The organism is Kitasatospora sp. NPDC053308, from assembly GCF_055585785.1.
On the sequence record NZ_JBVJJY010000016.1, the window covers coordinates 85,776 to 107,539 of the forward strand.

Consider the following 21,764-nt stretch of genomic DNA (forward strand, 5'->3'; position numbering starts at 1 on the left):
ACCCGTCGATCCGTGAACACCGACATCCGGTCACCGGATAGCGGACGACTCTGTCAGATCCGGTGCGGGAACGGAAGGGAGGTGGGCCGATCCGCTGGGCCGGAGGCGGATTCCCTCGCGCGCTCCCCAACTCCGATGCTGCCGAACTCCTTTGACCAGGGGAAATCCGTGGTCCGGGTTTCCGCTCGGCACGGTGAACCCGCGGGCCGCCGCATCCGTTGCACCGCCACGCAACGGAAGGGGAGCGGGCGGTCCGGCGTCGCGGCGACCGCGGATGCCGCCGTCCCGGTCAGCCGACCGGGACGGGGACGCCCCGGACGGGCAGTGGCAGGCCCGCGCCGTGCTCCCAGGCGTCCCAGGCGTCCTCGACACGCCGGAGCAGGACGGGCACCTGCTGCCCCCGACCGCCGGCCGGGAGGCTTGCCGTTGCCGAGGATCGTGCTCAACTCTGCTCCCCATAGGAGGGCTTGCCGTCGCCCGACCGGCGCGTCATCCTCGCCCGCCAGTACGCGCGGGCCCGTCGGGATGCGTTCCCGACGGGCCCGCGCCGGTCGGTCAGACCGAGGTCAGCTCACGCGCGCCGAACAGGTCCTGCGACCGCATGACACCGGTGGGGTCCTTCCACCACACCCTGAGGGTGTAGCCCTTGGGGAGGATCGACCGGACGGCGTTCAGGCAGGCGGTCCTGTCCCCGTCGACGTCGCACGGACCCTGGGGGTCGTTGATGACGACCTCCCCGAGCGGCATCCGGTTCTTGACCATCCGCCAGGCCAGCTTCGTCTCGACGAGCCCGTTGGCCGGGCCGACGGAGTGCAGGAAGGCGGCGATCTCCTGGGCGTCGACGCCCTCCCCGCTCGGGAGCGCCCCGCCGAGGGGGTAGGAGTCCCCCTCCCAGCCCTGGACGATGACCGTCCCCCAGGCCGGGCCGCCCTTCTGCCACGCGGGAAGCCTGCCGAGGAGCTGCTCGGCGAACTTCTCCCGCCCGTCGTTGTGGACGAGGACGGGCGTGTCGCCCGCGAGCACGAAGTACGTGTGCAGCTCGTCGACGGTGAGGTTGTAGGCGGCGGAGGGAGCGCTCCGGTGCTCGACGGAGACGATCCGGACGGCCGCACCGGTGTCGGTGCGCAGGGTGTCGCCGGGCCGCAGGTCGGCCGCGTCGGTCCACCGGCCGGTGTCCTGCGCCCAGAACGGGTGGTTGTCGGTGGCGGTGAGGGTGGACGTCCTGCCGCCCGGGCCGGCGACGGTGAGTTCGGTGAACTCGGTGTCGTTCGGGTTGGAGACGGTCTCCCGGACGGTCCGCGGGCCGGACACGCCGGTCCGCGGGTCGGCGGCCGTGACGGTGTCGCCCACGCGGACCTGTTCGATCGGACGGGTCGTTCCGTCGGCCATCAGCACGAGGGTGCCGGCGGGGAAGCTGTTGAAGCGGGGAATCGCGAGGTCGGGACGGAGGAGGAACCTGAATCCGCCCTTCTCGTACGCCCAGCCCGAGACGGCCTTGGCGGCCTCCTTGAAGTTCTTGTCCCAGCCGAAGTGCCGGGCGACCTCGAGGGCGACGTGGCCGCCGGGGACCACGCGGGAGCAGGTGTCGAGGGCGGTGTCGCCGGTGGCGCCCGGGGCGCGCCAGCCCCACTCGCCGATGGCGTAGCCACAGTTGACGCCGTTGAAGATCCGGCCGGGGACGCCGGGGATCCTGCCGAAAAGCTTGAGGACAGTGTGTTCGTATCGGGAGAACGCTATGTACGGTCCCGCGGCGTAGGCGTCGAGGGTGGCCACCATCGCGTCCTCCGCCATCCGTCGGAGCACGCCCTCCTGGTGCGCCTGCCGGACGGCGTCCAGCTGGGCGCCGTCCGCTATGGCGCGGGCCTCGTCGCGGCTCTTCCCCGCGTTCTCGGCGGACCGGCGCGCGGAGGCGACCGCCGCGTAAGCGATGTCGGCGGCGCCGCGCGCGGCCGCCGCGCTCGCCGCCGCGTAGGTGGCCGAGTTCTGCGCGGATTCGGCCGCCCGGTCGGCCGTGGCCTCGGCACCGCGGGCGGTCGCGGCGTAGCCGGCGGCCTTGGCGGCGGACGCGTCGGCCTTGTCGGCGGCGGTCTTGGCCTGCTGCGCGAAGCCGGCCGCCGCCGAGGCCGCGGCGCGCGCCTGGTCGGCAGCGGCGTTGGCGGCGTCCGAGGCGCCCGCGGCGACCGCCGCGGCCTGGGCGGCCTGGGCGGCGTTCTGCCGGGCCAGCGAGGCGACCTGGGCGGCGCCGTCGATGGCGTTGTCGACGGCGGCGACGTGTGCCTCGGTCAGCCCGTCCTGCTGCTGGGCCTGGTACACGCCGGTCTGGAGGAAGTCGGCGAGGAGCGGGTAAGGGCCCTCCAGGGCGATCTGGGCGGCGGACTTGACCTCGGCGCCGCCGGTCTCGATGAGCTGGGAGGCCGTGAGGCGGTCGTCCACCGCCTTGGCGTCGTACTGGCCCTGGGTGAGGAAGGCGACGAGGGTCTCGGGCGTGTTGGTCTCCAGCGCGGCCTTCGCGGCCTGCTGGAGGTGCGGCCCGCCGGTCTCGATGAGCTGGGAGACCTTGACCCGGTACTGGGTGAGCGCCGCGGTGTGCCGGCCGGTCTGGAGGAAGGCACGGACGGCGGCGCCGTCGCCGGTGAGCGCGGCCTTGGCGGCGGCGCGCACGGTGTCGTACTCGCTGTTGTCGGCGAGGTAGCGGGTCTGGGCTCGATCGTCCTGCTCGGCCGAGGTCTGCCAGGCGGTGCGGACGTAGTCGACCACGGCCTCGTCGCTGCCGGCGAGGGCGTACTCGGCGGCGGCCTTGGCCCACGGGCCGCGGACCTTGAGGGCGGCGAGCGCCATCCTGCGGCCGTCGGCGACCACGGTGGCCGGGTCGGTGCCGGGCTGGGACGCCCGGGCGGCGAGCTGTACCGCGTCCTGGTCCAGGCGCTCGGCCTGGGCCTTGGCGTCGTCGGCCGCGCGCCGCTCGGCGTCGGACTCGGCCTTCAGGTCCTGGGCCTGGACGATGCCGTCGGCCTTGCGGGCGTTCAGCTTCTCGGCCTCGACGAGTGACGCCTGGGCCTGGACCACGCGGGCCTTGGCGACCGCGAAGCCGGCGTCGTCGGCGGCCTGGCGGGAGCTCTCGGCGTGGGCGGCGGCCTGCTGGGCCGCGTTGGTGGCGTTGCCGGCGTTGGCGGCGGCGTTGCGTGCGGACTCGGCGGCCTTCGTGGCGTGGTCGGCGGCCGCGTTGGCGGCGTCGCGGGCCTCGGCGGCGGCCTGGCCGGCGTCCTTGGCGAACGTGGCGGCGGCGTTGGCGGAGCGGGTCGCCTCGGCCGCGTTGCGGCGGGCCCTGGCCGCGGCCTGCCGGGCCTCGGCGGACGAGGCCCCGGCCTGGTCGGCGTAACCGCCGGCCCGGTCGGCCGCGTCGGCGGCGGCGTTCACGTCGGCGACGGCGGAGGCGGCCTTCTCCGCGGCGTACTGGGCCTGGAACGCGGCCTTGGAGGCGTTGTCGGCGGAGGCACCGGCGGCGCGGGCCTGGGCGGCGGCCCGGGTGGCGTCAGCGGCAGCGGCCTCGTCGACCTTGCCCGCGGCGGCGGAGGCGAGGGCGCGGGTGGTGGCCTGGGCGGCCCCGACAGCGGCCGCCGCGGCACGGCCGGCGGCCGCCGAGGCGACGTTGGCGGCCTGGACGGCGGCCCGGGCGGCCGCGATCGAGGCCCGGGCCGCGTCGGCGGCGCGCTGGGTGGCCTCGGCGGCGCGCCGGGCGGCGGCCGTCGCCCGCTGGGCGTCGTCCTTGGCGGCCAGGGTCTCGGCGGCGGCCTCCTCGGTGGCCTTCTTCGCGAGGGCGGCGGCCTCGACAGCCCGGTCGGAGGCCTCCTTGGCGGCGTCCTTCTGGCGTGACGCCTCCGCACCGGCCTGCTGCGCCTGCTGGACCAGTTGCTCGATGGTCGCGTGCTCCTGGTCCCGCGCCGCGGCGATGTGCTGACCGGTCTCCAGGAAGGTGCGGACCTCCTCCGCGCTGCCGTCGAGGGCGATCCGAGCGGCCTGCTTGGTCGCGGGGCCACCGGTCTCGAGGAGCTGTGAGACCCGGATCCGGTCGTCGCTCTCCTGCAGCGGGTAGCGGCCCTGGTCCAGGAAGGCCCGGACGTCGGCGACGGGCTTGTCCAGTGCCGCGAGGGCGGCGGCCTTGGTGTGCGGGCCGGCGGCTTCGGCGATCTGGGAGACCAGGACCCGCTGGTCCTGCTCCAACGGGGCCTTCCAGCCGTCCTTGGCGAACGCGGCGACGTCCTGGTCGGTGCCCGCGAGCGCCGTCTCGGCGGCCGCGCGCAGCCGGGGGCCGCCGACCGTGACCATCTGCAGGACGGCCGCCCGGCCGTCCTTCGCCTCGGCCTTGGCCAGCTCGCCGTCCTGCGGGCTCTGCGGCGTGCCGAGGAACTGCCGGACCTGGTCCGTGGTCCCGGTGAGGGCGATCTCCGCGGCCGCCCTGACGCTCGGGCCACCGTCCTTCCACGCCTGCAGCACTCGCCCGCGGTCCGTCAGCGCGGGGGCGGGCGTCGTCCCGTCCGCCGTCGCCGGGGCGGCGGACAGCGTGGACGCGAGCAGCGCGGCCGGCAGCACCGTACGGCACAGCAGCCTCAGCCCGGCCCTCCTTCCACGGTGTCCCAAGCCTGTCGAAACTGAACTCATGATTTCCTCGCAAAAAGGGTCGGACGGGGCGGTCCGGGGCAGCGCGGAACAGGGGCCGTCCGAGGTTTTCCCGAATGACGGAAAACGGCCTGCGCGGTCCCCCTGAAGCCCCGGTTCTCGGCCGTGCGCATTGTCGCCGAAGTCGGCGGGCCTCCATGAGAGTCCGCTTCGACGATCGAGTCAAGCATTGGGAAAGCAACCGTCACATGCCCGTTTTGGCCGCCTTGCTGTTGGTGTGCGTCCGGCTCGTCGACCAGCCGGTCCGGCGCCGGGAAGGGCTTGCGTGCTCAGGGCTCCGCAGGAGGCAGCGGCCACCGGCCACCGGCCGCCTCCACGAGTCGACGCGGTGCCAAGAACTGTCGACGCAGTGCCAAAAAGGTTCGGTTGCGCCCTGCCAGAATCCGCTGGGAGCCACTGATTTCGAAACCCGGTACCAAAGCGTCCGCATCCACGAGCGGGCGTGATGCACATTCCTCGGCTCCCGCACCGGACAACCGTCATTCCCGTTTGCGTCTCGATCAGATGAGGAGTCATGAAGAACCTTGCAGGAAAACGCGGCGTCACGGCCGCGGCGACCGTTCTCGCCCTGTCCACCGTGGCGGGCTGGGGTACCGCCGTGGCGGCGCCCGGTGGTGCTGCGCCGGCCGCGGCGGCGGAGGCGCCCCCGGCCGCGGTGGAGGGCTTCGCCTACCCGGGGTCGGCGCAGATCCTGGCGGCGAGGGGAATCACCCTGACCCGGGGCGACGGCGGCATCACGCTGGCCGACTGCGGGAAGGCGGGGAGCTTCCAGATCAAGGTGAACGCGATCACCAAGCCGGCCAACCCGGACGACATGATCTGCTTCGCCGCGCCGGGGGCGTCCGGCTACCTGGCGCTGTCGATCCCGGACGCGTACCGGGTCACCACCTACGGCCGGTCGGTGCGGGCGAGCCTGTCGACGGACCAGAAGCCCACCGAGACGGTGGACGTCGCCGCGGGCGGGACGAAGGGCATCGGCGAGTCGCTGGATCCGAAGAGCCGGGCGGTGCTCCTCGAACTGCGCGTCACCGGATCCACCGCCACCGCCCCCACGCCCGCGCCCACCGACCCGGCGCTCGCCTTCGCCGCGAAGGTCGACGTCGGCGACACCAAGCGCTCCTGCACCGGCACGCTGGTGGACCGGTACTGGCTGCTGACGGCGGCGTCCTGCTTCACCGACACCCCGAACGATCTGTCCACCGTCACGGCCGGCGCCCCGAAGGACAGGACCACCGCGACCATCGGCCGCACCGATCTCACCAACACCGGCACCGGCGCGGTCGTCGACGTGGTCGAACTGGTCCCGCGCACCGACCGTGACCTCGTGATGGCCCGGCTTTCCAAGCCCGTGGAGGGCATCACGCCGGCCGTGCTCGCCGCCACCGCACCCGCCGCGGGCCAGAACCTGCGCATCCCCGGCTACGGCCGCACCGCCACCGAGTGGGTGCCCACGAAGCTGCACACCACCGCCCACGCGGTCGCCGCGGTCACGGCGGCCGGTGTCGACACCGCGCCCGCCGCCGGGCAGGCGCCGCTGTGCCAGGGCGACGCCGGCGCTCCCGCCCTGCGCGACAACGGCGGTACGACCGAACTCGCCGCCGTCGCCACCCGCTCCTGGCAGGGCGGCTGCCTGGACACGCCCTCGACCGAGACCCGCACCGGCGCGAGTGCCACCCGCGTCGACGACCTCGGCGCCTGGGTCAAGGCGCTGAGCTACCGCACGGCGGAGGTCAAGGCCGGACTGCACGTCCAGATCGTCGGCGGCAACAGCGGACTGTGGGACACCGCCGTGGACCGCACGACGCACAGCTGGCTCGGCACGTGGTCGCCGATCGACAGCAGCGCGCTGACCGCGGTGGACAGCGTCTCCATCGGCGACACCGTGCACGTCTTCGTGGTCGGGGCCGGCCGGGTCTACACGAAGGACGGCAAGGTCGGCGGCGCCTGGACCCCGTGGCGCGAGGTCCCCGGCGGCGCCGCCGGCGTCCAGGGCATCACCGCGACCGCCCGCGGCAACACCGTCAGCCTCCAGATCATCGGCTCGGACAACACGGTGTGGGACGCCACCGGCGACTACGACACCGGCGGGTGGGCGGGCTGGGTGAAGCTCGGCGACAACACCGCGGACCACCTCAGCAGCGCCACCACCCCCGACAACGTCGTCCACCTGTACTCCGTCGGCACCGACCGCAGGGTCTACACCCGCGACAAGCCGACCAACGGCCAGTGGACCCCGTGGGTCGAGATCCCCGGCGGCGCCGTCGGCGTCCAGGGCATCACCGCCGCCGCCCGCGGCTACACCGTCGACCTCCAGATCATCGGCGGCATCGGCGACCTGTTCACCACCTACGGCCACTACGACCGCGGCTACTGGGACCAGCAGTGGCAGAAGGTCAGCGACAACCGCCTCAAGGCCATCTCCAGCAGCGCCGAGGGCAACCTCGTCCACGTCGTCGCCGTCAACGAGGACGGCAAGGTCTACAGCCGCGACGCCGACTACAACGCCGGCCAGTGGACACCATGGGTCGAGATCCCCGGCGGCGCCACCGGTGTGAAGGCCATCACCGCCACCACCACCGGCTGACCCCGGTCGGACCAGGTGGGCGCCCGAGTGATACCCGGGCGCCCACCGCACCGGTCCGGGCGTTCCGCGGCTACCCACCGCCGGGCTCGCGCTGGGCCCGGCGGCGGTGCTCCCGGGGCGAGAGCCCGTACGCGGCCTTGAAGGCGCGGCTGAACTCGGGGGCACGGAGCATGCCGCAGCGGGCGGCGATGACATGGACCGGCACGGCCCACAGCGCGGGGTCGGCCAGGTCGCGATGGGCCTTCTTCAGCCGCTGCCCGCGGATCCACGCGGCGACGGTCTCGCCCTGCGACTCCTGCGTGAAGAGACGGTGCAGGTAGCTGACGGAGACGTGGTGCGCCGCGGCGATCGTGGACGGAGTCAGATCGGGGTCGTGGAGGTGGTGACGGACGAACGCCCGGACGTTCTCGACCAGGACCCGCCGCTGGGCATCCGGCGGGAGTACGGACGTGGCGTCGAGCTCCTGGGCGAGCCAGGCGGCCACCAGGTCGACCAGGACCGTGCCCAGCCGTGCCGTCGTGGTCGGCCGCAGGACGGCGGCCTGCCGGTCCAGGCCGAGCACGAACTCCGCGAGCAGCGCACCCGGTCCCTCCTTCGAGGGAAGCCTTCGGCCAAGCAACTCGCGCACCAGACGCCCGGGGATCGGCAGCAGCGAGCGGGGGATATCGATCCCCACGGCGGCGGCTTCCGGACAGCCCCCGCCCTTGGCCCGGTCCGCGTATATCCGCACGTCGTGCGGGGTGGAGCTGTCGATGAAGGCGAAGTCGCCGACGCCGAACGTCTCCGCCTGGTCGCGGCCACGCCTGAGCCCGTGGACTCCGGAGGTCAGCAGCGTCAGGTAGTACAGCTCCTGATCGGAACGCCGGATCATCCGCTCATCGCGCCGGAAACGCGCCGACGGGAACGACGACCCCAGCAGCGCCACCGGCCCCAGATCGGACCGCCGCGCCTTCCACGTGAAGTCCTCCGCGTGCGCACTCGTCGCCTCGCACTCCCGCGTCTTCCCCAGCGTGTCCCGCCAGTGCTCGAAACGGTCCTTCGCCGTCATGACCCCGTCCCCCAGTGCGCTCTCCGCACCCGTGAGCATCGCTGCTCCCCCCTGAATCATCATTCCTCGCCGGGCCGGCAAGGCCTCCCCGTCGAACATCATCGACCACGCACAATATGGGTTCGGTCAGTTCACGGAGGACCGGTCCCGGTCAGCCGACCGGGACGGGGACGCCCCGGACGAGCAGCGGCAGGCCCGCGCCGTGCTCCCAGGCGTCCCAGGCGTCCTCGACACGCCGGAGCTGGGCATCCGCCATCACCCGCCGCAGCTTGGGCTGCGGCACCCAGTGCAGCGCGCGGATACCCGTTGCCGGCTGGTGCGGTCGGACGGCCCCGGCCTGCCGGGCGGTGACCACCCCGCCCGCGTACACGAAGTCCAGGGACTCGGGGAGTTCGCCCGCGGGGGAGTAGTCGACCGTGAGGATGGTGCGGAGGGGAAGGACGAGCCCGGTCTGCGTCTCCAGGTGCCGGCGGGCGGCGAAGTGCGGGAGCTCGTTCTGCTCGGCGCTCCCGCCGGGCAGCGTCAACCCGTCGTGGTGGGCGGAGTCGACCAGGAGGACGAAGAAGTCACCCGACCCCCTGGGGTCCTCCCGCAGGACGAACACCTGCTGCCCCGACCGCCGGCCGGGAGGCTTGCCGCTACTGAGGATCGTGCTCAACTCTGCTCCCCGTCAGTGGACGTGCCGTCGGACTGGAACGGCCACCCGTCGAACGACCTGCGCCGCGCCTTGCCGCCGGTCCCCGGCGCGCACTCCCGCGGGTACAGCGACTCGATCATGCCGAGATCCACCAACCGTTCGGGCCCGGTCGCGCCCAGCGGCCGCAGCACCGCCTTCCCGAGGAACACCTCCACGAACACCCCCTCGGTCGGCCGCCCGTCCTGCGGTCTGCTGAAGTCCCGCACCACCTCGTGGAGTTGGAAGGGGGATGAAGGATTCTGAGCGTCGGACATGAAGGTCTCCCGTGAGCAGCGTTGCCGATGGGCAGTTTCGGTGAGTGACCGGTTGACTACCAGAGTGGCTCAGCCTCCTCTAGGATCGGAAGAGTTTCAAATCTCTAGCCCAGGCGATTTTAAAAAAGGTGATCTTGATGCGCCGAACACTTGATCCAACGTCATCGCCGCTGGAGGCGCTGGCAGTTCAAATCAGCAGGTCACGCAGGGCAAAGGGACTGACGCAGATTGAGCTTGGCAAGCGAGTTGGTTACTCCAACGTCTACATCTCGAATGTGGAGCGAGCCAAACAAGCTCCGTCTTTAAAGTTCGTAGAACGCGTCGACGATGCCCTCGATGCCGGTGGTGCTCTGACGGGGCTGTGGTGGAGTTGGAAGAACGGTGCTCTGCTGCCCGGGTTCTCCGAGTACCTGCGCCGCGAACGCGAAGCGATCACGGCCAGGTTGTTCGACACGGACATGGTGTCGGGCATACTTCAGCACCCGGACTACAGCGCTGCTTATGAAGCTGGCATCGTTCGACGCGGGGAAGCGACTCGGGAGCAAGCCGACGGAAGGCTCGCCTTGTTGGCTCAACGTCAACTTATGCTCGACAGGGGCACGATGGTCCATGTCGTTCTGGATGAGGGGGCCCTGCGGCGGCCGATCGGCGGCCGGGCAATCATGGCCAAGCAGCTCGCTCACCTGGAGACTCTCAGCGAGCGGCCGAATGTGATCATCCAGATTGCCCCGTACAGCCTCGCTGAGGATCGACCGCTCTCACACCCCGTCACGCTCTTGACTCTTCCGAATCGGGCTTTGGTCGGCTACACGGAGACGCTTCAACGGGGGTACCTGGAACAAGATGCCGAGACAGTGGCCCGATGGCTCGACAGATACGATCGGCTCCAGGTCGACGCGCTCAGCCAGCCGGACACCTTGGCCATGATCCGGGAGGCACGGAAGGAACTGGACCATGCATGACCCAACCAGCGCCAAGTGGCGCAAGAGCACCTACAGCAACGGCGGGGGTGGCTGCATCGAGGTGGATGACGTATGCCCCGGTAGAGTTCGTGACTCGAAGGACCCTGAGGGGCCGGCTTTGGTCTTTTGCGCCGAGGCCTGGGCATCGTTCGTCGCCGCTGTCCGCAGCGGCGAATTCGGCGAGGTCTGAGAGGGGAACGTCGTGGCTGATCGTCTGGACCTGTCCGGCGCCGCGTGGTTCAAGAGCAGCCATAGCAACAACGGTGGTAGCTGCGTCGAAGTCGCTCTCGGCTTCCCTGGTGTGATGCCGGTCCGCGATTCCAAGGACCCCCAGGGGCCGGCCCTGGTCTTCCCCGCCGAGGCCTGGGCGTCGTTCGTCGCCGCTGTCCGTAGCGGCGAGTTCGGTGAGGTCTGAGAGGAGAAGGTCATGGCCGATCGCGTGGACTTGACTGGCGCTGCCTGGTTCAAGAGCAGCTACAGCCAGCAGGGCGGTGACTGCCTTGAGATCGCGCGAGGCTCTGCTGAGCTGATGCCCGTCCGTGACTCAAAGGACCCCCACGGCCCGGCGCTCGTCTTCGCCGCCGAGGCCTGGGCGTCGTTCGTCGCCGCTGTCCGTGGCGGCGAGTTCGGCGACGTCTGAGCAGAGCCGCAGGCCCGGACCGCTCCCGCGCGGTCCGGGCCTGCGGACGTCTCTACTGGGGGATCATCTTGAGCGAGCATTCTGAGAGCTACCACGTCACTGGGAACCCGATGCTCGGCGCCGATGGCGTCACCATCTGGCAGCAGTACGGGGGAAAGGCCCCGGAGGGCTACTTCTACGACGGCTGGCACAAGTTCGTGCCAGGGGATGCCCGTTACGAGGAGTTGCTCCCGCAGGCGCGGCAGAATCCGCAGGTGGTCGAGGAGAGTACGGCGCCGATCTACCCCGAGACCATGGCCAGGCTGAACGAGATGCAGCGCAAGACGCGCGAGTGGCTCGCGCGTCAGGAGCGCTAGACCCCGGCGGACGCGGGCTCGCGGCCCGCGTCCGCCGGGGCATCCTTACGACTCGTCGGCCGACGGCTGCTCGTCGTACGACGAGGTGCCCTCGTCCAGCAGTGGTTCCTGCGTCTTGAGGTGCGCCGGGGCGAGGGCCCGTAGGGCGTGGTAGCCGGTGATGACGACCAGGGTGCCCAGGGCGATGCCGCTGAGGGTGAAGGTGTCGGTGAACTTCATCGTCACGTTGCCGACGCCGATGATGATGCCCGCCGCGGCGGGGACCAGGTTGAGCGGGTTGCGCAGGTCCACGCCGGACTTGGTCCAGATCTGCGCGCCGAGCAGGCCGATCATGCCGTACAGGATGACGGTGATGCCGCCGAGCACCCCGCCGGGGATCGCGGCGACGACGGCGCCGAACTTGGGGCACAGGCCGAACAGCAGGGCGAAGCCGGCCGCCGTCCAGTACGCGGCGGTGGAGTAGACCCGGGTCGCGGCCATCACGCCGATGTTCTCCGAGTACGTGGTGTTCGGCGGCCCGCCGACGGCGGTGGAGAGCATGGAGGCCACGCCGTCCGCCGAGATCGCGGTGCCGAGCTTGTCGTCCAGGCTGGTGCCGGTCATCTCGCCGACGGCCTTGACGTGGCCGGCGTTCTCGGCGACCAGGGCGATCACCACGGGCAGGGCGACCAGGATCGCCGACCACTGGAAGGACGGGCCGTGCAGGGTGGGCAGGCCGACCCAGTCGGCCTTGCCGACGCCGGACAGGTCCAGGCGCCAGTGGTCGGTGAGGTGGCCGCTCGCGTCGACCGAGTGGATCTTGCCGAAGACCCGGTCGAACAGCCAGGAGATCCCGTACCCGAAGACCAGCCCCAGGAAGATCGCCACCCGCGACCAGAAGCCGCGCAGGCCCACCACGGCCAACCCGGTGAACAGCATCACCAGCAGCGCCGTCCACTGGTCCTGCGGCCAGTACGTGGAGGCCGTCACCGGGGCCAGGTTGAAGCCGATCAGCATGACGACCGCGCCGGTGACGATCGGCGGCATCGCCGCGTGGATGATCCGCGCCCCGAACCGCTGGACCGCCACGCCCACCAGGAACAGCGCCACGCCGACCACGAACACCGCGCCGGTCACCGTCGCGCTGGTGCCGCCCTGCGCCCGGATCACCGCGGCGACGCCGACGAAGGACAGTGAGCAGCCCAGGTAGCTGGGCACCCGGCCGCGGGTGGCCAGCAGGAAGATCACGGTCGCCACGCCGGACATCATGATCGCGAGGTTCGGGTCGAGGCCCATCAGCACGGGCGCCACGAAGCTCGCCCCGAACATCGCCACCACGTGCTGGGCGCCGAGCCCTACCGTGCGGGGCCAGGAGAGCCGTTCGTCGGGGCGGACCACCGCCCCCGGCGCGGGCGTGCGCCCGTCACCGTGCAGCTTCCAGCGCACGCCGAGATCCATGGTGAGACTTCGCTTTCTCTGTACTTCCGAGGAACTTCCGGCACCATTCTGGTGTCCGGGGGCGCCCGGACGATCACCCGCCCCGCCCCCGCGAGCGCCGCCCCGCACCCGCTCCAGACCCCGCCGCCCGGCCCGGCCGGTAGAACGGACCCCCCGCAGGGAAAGTGACGTCGCATCAGGCAACGACGGGGCGCCACCGTGTCCGAACGGTCCGTCCCCGCCGCCCGCCCGCCGGAGGGAGCCGCGTTGACCGTGCCGCCGCAGCCGACCTGCCCGCACCACCCGAACCTCCCGAACCACCGGAGCTGCCAGAGCTGCCCCACCTGCCAGGGCTGCCGGGACCTCCAGAACGTCCAGGCCCGCCAGGACGAGCTGCTGGAGCTCTACAAGCTCGCCGTGGAGATGGCCGACCGGGTCTCGGCCCGCCGGGGCACCGCCAACACCTTCTTCCTGTCCGTGCAGACCGCCCTGGTCACCCTCATAGGCTTCGGCATCCCCAAGCTCTCCGAGTCCCCCTGGTGGGTGTCGACGGCCGTCGCGCTGGCCGGCCTCACCCTCTCCGTCGCCTGGTGGATGCAGCTGCGCAGCTACAGGGACCTCAACGGCGCCAAGTTCGCGGTCATCAACGAGCTGGAGGCGCAGCTCGCGGCGCGGATCTACACCGACGAGTGGCAGTCCCTCAGGAACCTCACCCGCAGCGGCCGCTGGCACAAGCACTACACCGAACTGGGCACCAGCGAGCGGGCGGTGCCGGTGGTCTTCGCGGCAGCCCATCTGATCCTGCTCACCGGCACCCTGGTCACCGGCACACTGGCGTCATGAGCCACCTCGATCCGATCGCCGACCTCATCCGCGCCTGCCTGCCCACGGAGGCGAGACCTCCCGCGGGCTCCGACGACCTCTTCCGGATCTACGCCGTCCTGCTCCAGGCCAAGGGCGAGCAGGTCACCGACGAGGACGTCCACAACGCCTGGACCGCCTGGGCGCAGTCCACCGACGACAGCCACAAGTCGCTGGTGGCCTTCGACGAGCTCGACGCGCCGACCCGCGCCCTGGACGCCCCCTACACCCGCGCCATCCGCACCGCCGCCCGCCGCCTCCACCACCCGACGGCCTGACCCCGCACCCTGACCGGCGCCGTGACCCCGCCCCTGACCGGTGACCGCGGGCCCACCGCCCGACGGCCTGACCCCACCGCCTGACCGGCGACCCGCGGGCCCGCGCCCCGACCCCCGGCCACGGCCCGGGGTTCAGGGCGCGGCGGCCTCCAGGTCGTCGACGGTGCCGGACATCACGGTGCGCAGGTGGCGGGTGAGGTGCTCGGCGGGCCAGTGCCACCAGGCGAGCGCGAGCAGCCGGGCGATGTCCGCCTCCGGGTAGCGCAGCCGGAGCACCCGGGCCGGGTTGCCGCCGACGACGGCGTAGTCCGGGACGTCGGAGGTGACGACGGACCCGGCGGCGACGATCGCGCCGTGGCCGATGCGCACCCCGGGCATGACGGTGACGCCGTGGCCGAGCCACACGTCGTGGCCGACCACGGTGTCGCCGCGCCCCGGCAGGCCGGTGATCAGGTCCAGATGCTCGGCCCAGGCACCGCCCATGATCGGGAACGGGAAGGTCGAGGGGCCGTCCATCCGGTGGTTGGCGCCGTTCAGGATGAACCGGACCCCGGTGGCGAGGGCGCAGAACTTGCCGATGACGAGCTTCTCCGGCCCGTAGTGGTACAGCACGTTGCGGGTCTCGAACGCCGTCGGGTCGTCGGGGTCGTCGTAGTACGAGTACTCGCCGACCTCGATCAGCGGCGAGGTGACCAGCGGCTTGAGGAGCACCACCCGGGGCTGCGCGGGGAAGGGGTGCAGCACGGTCGGGTCGGGCACGGCGGGGATCACGGCGGCACGCTCTCGGATCGGCGGCGGGACGCTCCATGATCCACCGGGCCGGGGCCTTCCGGCAGCCGGTCCGCCCGCCGTCCACCCGGTCCCCGGACGGGTTTCACGAAACCTCCACCTAAGGTGGTCGCATCGATCGGCCGGGACGGGGTAGCCAGGGCGTTCGACCGTGTCGACACGAGGAAGGGACTCCCATGGCCGTGACCACTGGTGAACCGACCGTCTGCGCCGACCCGTCGACGGACCTCTCGTCGGCGGCTCTCCCGTCGGTGGCCGGCCCGTCGGCCGGAGAGCCGCCGTCCCCGCCCGCCGTGCCCCCGCAGCCCCCCGCGCCCGCCGGGTCCGCCGCGGGCCTGCGGGAGCTGCTCCCGCCCCAGCTCGCCGCGGTCGAGGACCCGCGGGAGATCGCCCCGGCCGACGCGCGGGAGCTCACCCGGGTCCTGCTGCGCCGCCTCGGCACGCTGGAGGAGGGCACCCGGGAGTACTCCTACGTCCGCGCCACCCTGGTGGAGATGAACCTGTCCCTGGTGCGGTTCGCGATCCGCCGCTTCACCACGCACCGGGAGCCGCAGGAGGACCTGCTGCAGGTCGGCGCGGTCGGCCTGATCAAGGCCATCGACCGCTTCGACCCGGACCACGGCGTCGAGTTCACCAGCTTCGCCCTGCCGACCGTCCTCGGCGAGATCCGCCGCCACTTCCGCGACACCACCTGGGCCGTCCACGTGCCGCGCCGCCTCCAGGAGCTGCGCATCGTCCTGGCCAAGGCCCAGGACAGCCTCGCGCAGGAACTGGACCGGGCCCCCACGGTGGCCGAACTGGCCGAGCGCCTGAACCTGTCCGAGGAGGAGGTGGTCGAGGGCCTGACCGCCGCGAACGGGCACACCGCCGGTTCGCTGGACACCGGCACGGAGGACGACGACCGCCCCGGCCCGCTGGCCGAGCGCCTGGGCGGCGACGACCCGGAGCTCGACCTGGTCGAGAACCTGGTGGCGCTCAAGCCGCTGATCGCCGCGCTTCCCGAACGCGACCGGCTCATCCTGTCGATGCGCTTCTGCGAGGACATGACGCAGTCCCAGATCGGCGCCCGGCTCGGGCTGTCCCAGATGCACGTCTCCCGGCTGCTCGGGCGTACCCTACGGCACCTGCGCGAGGGACTGGAGGAAGGCTGACCCCCTGCTTGGCCGACGGGCGGGATCTCCGTAAGGTCGGAGGGCACGGACATGGAGGGGACGACGATGACGCCATCCGACAACGACCAGGCAGAGCGCGTGCTGGAAGCCATCCCGGCCCCGGGGGAAGCGACCGTGAAGGTCCGCCCCGGGGCGGGCGGGGCGGAGGTGTGCGCGCTGGCCGGCGACCTCGACATCGAGAACCTCGCCCCGGCCGCCCGGACGCTCGCGGCCCTGGTGGCCCAGGGCCCCCGCGCGGTGGTGGTCGACCTGTCCGGCGTCGGCTTCTGCGACTCCTCCGGTCTGAACCTGCTGCTCAAGACGCGGCTGGCCGCGGAGCAGGAGGGGGTGGCCCTGCACCTGGCGGCGGTCCCGCCCACCGTCATGCGGGTCCTCGAACTGACCGGCGCGCACGCGGTGTTCTCCCTCCACCCGTCCGTCGACGCGGCCCTGGCGGCCTGAGCCGGCGCCTGCCGGGGTCGTCCGCCGGGGCCCACGGGGTTGTGCCGTTCGGGACACGGTCCGGGGCCCGGCGGGTGCATAATCCCGAAAGTGCCGGGAAACCGACCATGCGACAGACCGCCGTCGATCCGAAGGGGTGCCCTCAGATGACGATGAGCCGGGGAACCCTGGACGGAGACCCGTACCGGGCCGGGCCGGCCCTGCCCGTCGGCGGCCAGCGCCGCAGACTCACGCTGGCCGGGCTCCCGAAGCCGGTCGCCCGCGCCAGGACCTTCACGGCCGGGGCCCTGGACGACTGGTACGCCTGCACGGGCGAGGGCGTCGCCGCGGACGTCGTCCTGCTGGTGGCGGAACTGGTGGCCAACGCCATGCTGCACGGCGACGGGCCGCTGGAACTGGTCCTGGACGCCACCCGGGCCCGGCTGCGGATCGAGGTCAGCGACCGCAGCCCGGCCATGCCCGCCCCGCGGATGCCCCACCGGCCGGCCCTGCCCGGCGGCCACGGCCTGGTCATCGTCCAGCGCATCGCCGACCGCTGGGACGCCGAACCGCACAGCCAGGGCAAGACCATCTGGGCCGAGTTCGACGCCCTCCGCCTCACCGGCGACTGACCCGCCGCCGCCCCGCGGACGGCCGTGGCCGTGACGCGGGGCGGCGGTGCGTTCGGACGCGGGTCAGCGGATGCGGCCGTTGCCGTAGAACGGTCCGTAGTACAGCGCGTACAGGTCGCGGACGTCCGGCTCCGCCCAGTCCCGGCCCTCGTCGAGATCGGGGCTGTTGCGGATCTCCTCCTTGGTCCGGTCCACGTACACCTTCTGCTCACCGATCTCGATCCGGGCGACGGTGCCGGCCGGCAGCAGCACCCGCTTGCCGAAGATCCACGGACCGGTGTCGACCACCAGGTACTGCGCGTCCACCTCCTCGGACAGCTTGTCCACCTTGCCGATCGGACCGTCCTCGGCCTCCACGTGGAACCCGATGAGGTCGGTGCCGGCGGTGTGACCGGAGGCGTCGCGGAACTCCCAGATACCGGCGTGGTCACTCATGCCCTGCTCCCTTCCGTGGCCGCGGGCCGGGCCGGATGCCCGGTCCGACGCAAACACGCAGACCGGCTGCCCCCGCCCGCCGCTTCCATGCCACCCACCTCCGGACGGAAACACCCACGCCGCGTTCCTGCCCGCCCGGGGCCGCCCACGGCGGGCAGGAATGCCCGCGCTCCTTCGGGACAGACGACCCCCTGATCCCCCCGTCCCCCCAGCCCCCTGCCCGCCGGGCCTTCCGCTCCCCGGCCTGCCGCCCGCACGGGCCCGGCCGCCCCTGGCCCGTTCCCCGGTTCGGCCCGCGCCCCGGCGCCCCGGGCCGCCCACGACGGGCAGGAATGCCCGCGCCCCTTCGGGACAGACGACCCCCGACCCCCTGACCCCAGGGCAGAAGGGAAGAACCGACGATGTGGTGGAGTCTGGTACGCCTGGCGCTCGCGGGTGCCGTGGCGGTCCTCGTCGCGTACGGCCTGGACCGGGCCGTGCAGGTGGCGGTGCGGCGGCTGGTCCTGCGCGGCGCCAGCGGCGGGGTGCCGCTGCTGGTGCGCAGGTGCCGGCTGCCGATCCTGGCGCTGACGGCGTGCCTGCTGCTGCTCGGCGCGCTGCCGTGGGTCGCCGCGCCGCCCGCGGCACAGGAGGGGCTTCGCCATCTGGCCGTGGTCCTGGCGATCGCCGCCGGGGGGTGGCTGTGCGCCCGGGTGGTGGCGCTGCTCGTGGACAGCGCGCTGCGGCTGGCCGTCCACCGCCGGGACCCGGCGTGGGCCGGGCGGGCCCGCACCCAGGCCGGCCTGCTGGGCCGGATCGGGCAGGCGGTGGTCGCGGTGGTGACGCTGGCGGCGGTCCTGATGACCTTCCCGGCGGTGCGCGGCATCGGCACGAGTCTGCTGGCCTCGGCCGGTCTGGCCGGCGTGGTGGCCGGGGTGGCGGCGCAGAGCACCCTGGCCAACGTGTTCGCCGGGGTCCAGATGGCCTTCGGCGACCTCGCCCGGATCGGGGACGTGGTCGTGGTGGGCGGCGAGTGGGGGACGGTGGAGGAGCTCACCCTGACGGCGGTGGTGATCGAGACCTGGGACCAGCGGCGGCTGGTGATGCCGATGTCGTACTTCGCGGGCCGCCCGTTCGAGAACTGGTCGCGCCGTTCCAGCCGGATCACCGGCACCGCGCTGCTCCACCTCGACCACCGGGCCCCGGTGGCCCTGCTGCGCGAGGAGTTCGAGGCCTTCCTGGCGAAGAGCGAGCTGTGGGACGGCGAGGGCAGCGCCCTGCAGGTGGTCGACACCACTCCGAGCACGATCGTGGTCCGGGTGCTGGCCACTGCGGCGAACGGTGCCGACGCCTTCACGCTGCGCTGCGAGCTGCGCGAGCACCTGATCGGCTTCCTGCGCGACCACCACCCGTACGCGCTGCCCCGGCTGTCCGTGGCCGAGGCTCCCGGCCGGCACCCGGACGGCCGGGACCTGCGGGACGCCGCCGAGGGCGCCCGGGACGCCGCCGAGGGCGCCTGGAACGCCGCCGAGGGCGCCTGGAACGACCCGGACGAGCCGGACGCCAGGGGTGCCGCGGAGGTCCCGGACCCCCGGGCCGCGGCCGACGCGCCCCGCCCGCCGTGGAGCCGGCCGCGCCGGTGACCGCCCCGACGGTGCCGGCTGCGCGCCGGTGGCCGCCGCGGCCGTCCGCCCCGACGGTCACCGCCCCGGCTCTCAGCCCCGGCTCTCAGCGCCCCTCGACCGCGCGGGCGTCGCCGGTCAGCGCGTAGCGGCGGCAGGCCAGCAGCTCCTCGCAGGTGCTGCCGATCTCCTTGCCCAGCAGGTGCAGGACGCCTTCGGCGTCGCGGTCCGGGACGTAGCCGGGGGCGACCCGCAGGGCGAGCAGGCCCAGCTCCCGGAAGCCGCCCAGCATCCGCTGCTGCGCGCCCAGGCCGCGGGCGACGAGGGCCCGCCAGGCCTCGACGTCGTGGCCCTCGGGGGTCCGGACGCCCTGGAGGTCGATGGGCGGGACGTCCGGGCGTTCGCGGAGTTCGGTGACCGCGTCGGCGACGGCGGCACCGACCAGGGCGGCGTCCACCGGAGCGTCGCCGGCCTCCACGCGGACCCGGGCCAGCCGTTCGGCGATCAGGTCGGTGAGCTCGGCCAGCCGGCCGCGCAGGTCGACCACGGCCTGGACGGAGAGCACCGGCCAGGAGTCCCAGACGTGGGAGAGCGTGGGCCCGGCCTCGCGTTCCACGGCCTCCTCGATGGCCTCGGCCACCGCCGCGAGGTCCAGCAGCCGGTAGGCCGTGGGACGGGAGAGGCCGAGCTCCGTCATGGCGTAGGCGCCCCAGGTGGGGGAGCCGAGCGCCGTCCAGACCCGAGCGCGGTGCGCGGCGCGCACCGCGCGGGTCAGCACCAGGGCGGAGGTGCGCGGATCCGCCACCGCCGCCCGCAGCTCGTCGGTCAGCCTCCGGGCCTCGGCCGCGTCGGCCACGAGCCCCGGTTCGTGCTGTCGTTCGCCCATACGTCTGCATGTGCCCTCACCCGGAGGGGTCGAACCGGGACGGAACGGTGCGAATCGCCCAGCCCGGCCGACCCGGCCCGTCAGCCCCGTCAGCCCCGTCAGCCCGGCCCGACCCGGTCCGGGCCGCGGCTCACGGCGTACGGGTCACCGTGGATCCCGCCAGCCGTTCGGCCAGGCCCTCCCGGCCGTGCTCCCGGAACCAGCGGCGCTGGCGGTCGGCACCGTTGCCGGTGCGCTCGAAGCCCCACCACAGCCCGGCCACCCGGCCGGTGTCGCCGGTCGCTTCCAGGCCGGGGGCGAGGTGGGCGCGCAGCTCCTCGACCACGGTCGCGGCCGGGCGGGCGCTGCCGTCGGTGGGGGAGACCAGCCGGCCGTGCAGGCCGGTGCGGGCGGCGTGCCAGGTGGCGGCGCGCAGCAGTTCGTCGGGGGTGTCCGGGCGGGGGAGTCCGGCCCGTTCGGCCAGGACGGCGGTGGTGACCAGGGCCCGGACCAGGCCGGCGAACAGCTCGGCGTCGGCCACCGTGAGCTGGACGTCCATCGCGCGCACCTCGACCGTCGGGTAGCGCTCGGACAGCCGGGCGTGCCAGTAGAGCTGGCCGGCGTCGGAGATCGCCCCGGCGGTGCGCAGGGCCGCCACCCGCCGCCGGTAGTCGGCGGCGTCGCGGAAGGCGGGCGGCGGGCCGCTGACCGCCCACTGGTCGAAGTGGACCGTGCGCCAGCTGGCGAAGCGGGTGTCCCCGCCGCGCCAGTAGGGCGAGTTGGCGCCGAGCGCGATGAGCACCGGCAGCCACGGGCGCAGCCGTACCAGGGCGCCCAGGCGTTCCTCCTCGTCGGGGACGCCGACGTGGACGTGCATGCCGTTCAGCATCAGGTCGTCCACCAGGGCGGGCGCCTGGCGCTGGGCCCGCCGGTAGCGCGCGGTGTCCGTGACCGGCACCGGGCCGGGCGGCCCGAAGGGGGAGGAGCCGGCCGGGACGAGCCGGCAGCCGTGCCGGGCGGCGGCCGCGCTGAGTCCGGCGCGCACCCGGGTGAGGTGGCGCGAGACGCCCGCCAGGTCCTCGCAGACCGGGGTCGCGCTCTCCACCTGGACCTGCAGCAGCTCGTGCTGGGCCTCCGCGGGGCGCAGCGCGGGCGCCCGGGAGGCGGTGGCCAGGACCTCGGCGGCCCGCGGCAGCGGGGTGCCGTCCCGGGGGTCGACCAGCAGGTACTCTTCCTCGACTCCGAGTGTCAGCATGCTGCTCCGGCTACCCCCGGGCGCCGGTCGTACGCTCCCGGCGTGGCCGATCACCGGGCGTCGGCGTCCGCCCCGGTTCCGCCGCCCGCATCCGCCGTCGCCCCCGCGTCCGCCCCGGTTCCGCCGCCCGCGTCCGCCTCCGCCTCCGCCCCGGTTCCGTCGCCCGCCCCCGCCGCCGCCCCCGCCCCGCCGCCGGCCAGCAGTGCGTGCACGGCGGCGGCCATGGTGTGCCGGGCCTGTTCGACGTCCAGGCCGCAGCCGCGCCAGTGGTGCCAGGCGCTCCAGGTGGTGACCGCGTCCAGGGCGTTGAGCAGGTCGGTGCGGGCGGGCTCGGGCAGCGGGTCGAGTTCCGCGGCGAAGACCTGGGTGAGCCGCAGCCGGGCGAAGTCCAGCATCTGCCGGACGGCCTGCTGGACCCGCGGGGACGGGTTCTCCAGGCGCATGATGGCGAGCCTGGCCGGGGTGACGCCCTCCAGGATGCGGGCGCGCTGTTCGGTGATGGCCGCCACCCGCAGCTCGCGCGGCCCTTCGGTGGGCAACGGCCGGATCTGGGCGGCGAGCTGCTCCAGACGCCGGTTGACGGCGACCTCGGCCAGCTCGGCCATGTCGGCGAAGTGGTGGAAGACCAGCCGGCGTGAGACGCCCGCCCGCTCGGCCACCTTGTCGGCGGGGAAGTGCGCCTGGTTCTCGTCGAGCAGCGACAGCACCGCGTCGGCGATCTTCTCGCGGGTCTGCCGCCCGCGTTCCGTGCGCCCGTCGGGGACGGGCGCGGCGGTTTCGGTCCGTTTCACGTGGGCCCCCTCGCCCTCTCGTTGACTTTCT

The 21,764-nt window shown here is 73.3% G+C and carries 22 protein-coding genes; 12 read left to right on the forward strand and 10 right to left on the reverse strand.

The window, feature by feature from the left end; translation table 11 throughout:
* Positions 1 to 555 precede the first annotated feature (555 nt).
* Complete coding sequence (locus tag ACZ6Y7_RS28920; RefSeq protein ID WP_465760886.1) at positions 556 to 4,638, reverse strand: polymorphic toxin-type HINT domain-containing protein; 4,083 nt, start codon at positions 4,636 to 4,638, stop codon at positions 556 to 558.
* A gap of 553 nt (positions 4,639 to 5,191) precedes the next feature.
* Between ACZ6Y7_RS28920 and ACZ6Y7_RS28925 the strand changes: the two genes are divergently transcribed.
* Positions 5,192 to 7,261 carry a trypsin-like serine protease gene (locus ACZ6Y7_RS28925; protein WP_465760887.1) on the forward strand — a complete coding sequence of 690 codons (2,070 nt, stop codon included), beginning with the start codon at positions 5,192 to 5,194 and terminating at the stop codon, positions 7,259 to 7,261.
* A 70-nt stretch (positions 7,262 to 7,331) separates the two neighbouring features.
* Here the strand turns inward: ACZ6Y7_RS28925 and ACZ6Y7_RS28930 are convergent, their stop codons facing one another.
* From ACZ6Y7_RS28930 to ACZ6Y7_RS28940, 3 genes are all read right to left on the reverse strand, one after another.
* Positions 7,332 to 8,309, reverse strand: coding sequence for a helix-turn-helix domain-containing protein (locus ACZ6Y7_RS28930; protein WP_465760888.1), 978 nt, complete (start codon positions 8,307 to 8,309; stop codon positions 7,332 to 7,334).
* Between the two features lie 151 nt (positions 8,310 to 8,460).
* Complete coding sequence (locus ACZ6Y7_RS28935; protein ID WP_465760889.1) at positions 8,461 to 8,967, reverse strand: NUDIX domain-containing protein; 507 nt, start codon at positions 8,965 to 8,967, stop codon at positions 8,461 to 8,463.
* The gene (locus tag ACZ6Y7_RS28940; protein ID WP_465760890.1) at positions 8,964 to 9,260 is read right to left on the reverse strand and encodes a hypothetical protein; all 297 of its coding nucleotides are present in this window, start codon (positions 9,258 to 9,260) and stop codon (positions 8,964 to 8,966) included. Before ACZ6Y7_RS28940 ends, ACZ6Y7_RS28935 begins: the two co-directional genes overlap by 4 nt.
* Before the next feature lie 137 nt (positions 9,261 to 9,397).
* Here ACZ6Y7_RS28940 and ACZ6Y7_RS28945 point away from each other — a divergent pair, with 137 nt between their 5' ends.
* The 5 genes from ACZ6Y7_RS28945 to ACZ6Y7_RS28965 all read left to right on the forward strand — a co-directional run bounded on the left by ACZ6Y7_RS28945 (position 9,398) and on the right by ACZ6Y7_RS28965 (position 11,218).
* A complete protein-coding gene (locus ACZ6Y7_RS28945) occupies positions 9,398 to 10,222 on the forward strand; it encodes a helix-turn-helix domain-containing protein (RefSeq protein WP_465760891.1) in 825 nt (274 codons plus the stop codon).
* Positions 10,215 to 10,412: a DUF397 domain-containing protein gene (locus ACZ6Y7_RS28950; RefSeq protein WP_465760892.1), complete on the forward strand. Its 198-nt coding sequence runs from the start codon at positions 10,215 to 10,217 to the stop codon at positions 10,410 to 10,412. Before ACZ6Y7_RS28945 ends, ACZ6Y7_RS28950 begins: the two co-directional genes overlap by 8 nt.
* 12 nt (positions 10,413 to 10,424) lie before the next feature.
* Complete coding sequence (locus tag ACZ6Y7_RS28955; protein ID WP_465760893.1) at positions 10,425 to 10,637, forward strand: DUF397 domain-containing protein; 213 nt, start codon at positions 10,425 to 10,427, stop codon at positions 10,635 to 10,637.
* Between the two features lie 12 nt (positions 10,638 to 10,649).
* Positions 10,650 to 10,862: a DUF397 domain-containing protein gene (locus ACZ6Y7_RS28960; protein WP_465760894.1), complete on the forward strand. Its 213-nt coding sequence runs from the start codon at positions 10,650 to 10,652 to the stop codon at positions 10,860 to 10,862.
* Between the two features lie 68 nt (positions 10,863 to 10,930).
* Positions 10,931 to 11,218 (forward strand): hypothetical protein, encoded by a 288-nt coding sequence (locus ACZ6Y7_RS28965; protein WP_465760895.1) that lies wholly within the window; start codon positions 10,931 to 10,933, stop codon positions 11,216 to 11,218.
* A gap of 45 nt (positions 11,219 to 11,263) precedes the next feature.
* Here ACZ6Y7_RS28965 and ACZ6Y7_RS28970 read toward each other — a convergent pair whose 3' ends face one another.
* Positions 11,264 to 12,655 carry a uracil-xanthine permease family protein gene (locus tag ACZ6Y7_RS28970; protein WP_465760896.1) on the reverse strand — a complete coding sequence of 464 codons (1,392 nt, stop codon included), beginning with the start codon at positions 12,653 to 12,655 and terminating at the stop codon, positions 11,264 to 11,266.
* A 252-nt stretch (positions 12,656 to 12,907) separates the two neighbouring features.
* Here ACZ6Y7_RS28970 and ACZ6Y7_RS28975 point away from each other — a divergent pair, with 252 nt between their 5' ends.
* Both ACZ6Y7_RS28975 and ACZ6Y7_RS28980 read left to right on the forward strand, forming a co-directional pair.
* Positions 12,908 to 13,477, forward strand: a complete 570-nt coding sequence (locus ACZ6Y7_RS28975) for a RipA family octameric membrane protein (protein ID WP_465760980.1) — start codon at positions 12,908 to 12,910, stop codon at positions 13,475 to 13,477.
* The gene (locus ACZ6Y7_RS28980; protein WP_465760897.1) at positions 13,474 to 13,773 is read left to right on the forward strand and encodes a DUF7701 domain-containing protein; all 300 of its coding nucleotides are present in this window, start codon (positions 13,474 to 13,476) and stop codon (positions 13,771 to 13,773) included. The genes ACZ6Y7_RS28975 and ACZ6Y7_RS28980 overlap by 4 nt, the downstream gene beginning before the upstream one ends.
* A gap of 132 nt (positions 13,774 to 13,905) precedes the next feature.
* On the opposite strand, the gene ACZ6Y7_RS28985 is transcribed toward ACZ6Y7_RS28980, so the two are convergent.
* Positions 13,906 to 14,541: a CatB-related O-acetyltransferase gene (locus ACZ6Y7_RS28985; RefSeq protein ID WP_465760981.1), complete on the reverse strand. Its 636-nt coding sequence runs from the start codon at positions 14,539 to 14,541 to the stop codon at positions 13,906 to 13,908.
* Between the two features lie 197 nt (positions 14,542 to 14,738).
* Between ACZ6Y7_RS28985 and ACZ6Y7_RS28990 the strand changes: the two genes are divergently transcribed.
* From ACZ6Y7_RS28990 to ACZ6Y7_RS29000, 3 genes are all read left to right on the forward strand, one after another.
* Positions 14,739 to 15,713, forward strand: coding sequence for an RNA polymerase sigma factor SigF (locus ACZ6Y7_RS28990; RefSeq protein WP_465760898.1), 975 nt, complete (start codon positions 14,739 to 14,741; stop codon positions 15,711 to 15,713).
* A gap of 66 nt (positions 15,714 to 15,779) precedes the next feature.
* Positions 15,780 to 16,175 (forward strand): STAS domain-containing protein, encoded by a 396-nt coding sequence (locus ACZ6Y7_RS28995; protein ID WP_465760899.1) that lies wholly within the window; start codon positions 15,780 to 15,782, stop codon positions 16,173 to 16,175.
* A 146-nt stretch (positions 16,176 to 16,321) separates the two neighbouring features.
* Complete coding sequence (locus ACZ6Y7_RS29000; RefSeq protein ID WP_465760900.1) at positions 16,322 to 16,786, forward strand: ATP-binding protein; 465 nt, start codon at positions 16,322 to 16,324, stop codon at positions 16,784 to 16,786.
* Positions 16,787 to 16,849: 63 nt separating this feature from the next.
* On the opposite strand, the gene ACZ6Y7_RS29005 is transcribed toward ACZ6Y7_RS29000, so the two are convergent.
* Complete coding sequence (locus tag ACZ6Y7_RS29005) at positions 16,850 to 17,221, reverse strand: PRC-barrel domain-containing protein (protein ID WP_465760901.1); 372 nt, start codon at positions 17,219 to 17,221, stop codon at positions 16,850 to 16,852.
* Positions 17,222 to 17,622: 401 nt separating this feature from the next.
* Here ACZ6Y7_RS29005 and ACZ6Y7_RS29010 point away from each other — a divergent pair, with 401 nt between their 5' ends.
* Positions 17,623 to 18,843 carry a mechanosensitive ion channel family protein gene (locus ACZ6Y7_RS29010; protein ID WP_465760902.1) on the forward strand — a complete coding sequence of 407 codons (1,221 nt, stop codon included), beginning with the start codon at positions 17,623 to 17,625 and terminating at the stop codon, positions 18,841 to 18,843.
* 85 nt (positions 18,844 to 18,928) lie between these two features.
* On the opposite strand, the gene ACZ6Y7_RS29015 is transcribed toward ACZ6Y7_RS29010, so the two are convergent.
* The 3 genes from ACZ6Y7_RS29015 to ACZ6Y7_RS29025 form a co-directional block, all read right to left on the reverse strand.
* Positions 18,929 to 19,708, reverse strand: a complete 780-nt coding sequence (locus ACZ6Y7_RS29015; RefSeq protein WP_465760903.1) for a hypothetical protein — start codon at positions 19,706 to 19,708, stop codon at positions 18,929 to 18,931.
* A 130-nt stretch (positions 19,709 to 19,838) separates the two neighbouring features.
* A complete protein-coding gene (locus tag ACZ6Y7_RS29020) occupies positions 19,839 to 20,942 on the reverse strand; it encodes a carboxylate-amine ligase (protein WP_465760904.1) in 1,104 nt (367 codons plus the stop codon).
* Between the two features lie 50 nt (positions 20,943 to 20,992).
* Positions 20,993 to 21,733, reverse strand: coding sequence for a TetR/AcrR family transcriptional regulator (locus ACZ6Y7_RS29025; protein ID WP_465760905.1), 741 nt, complete (start codon positions 21,731 to 21,733; stop codon positions 20,993 to 20,995).
* Positions 21,734 to 21,764 lie beyond the last annotated feature (31 nt).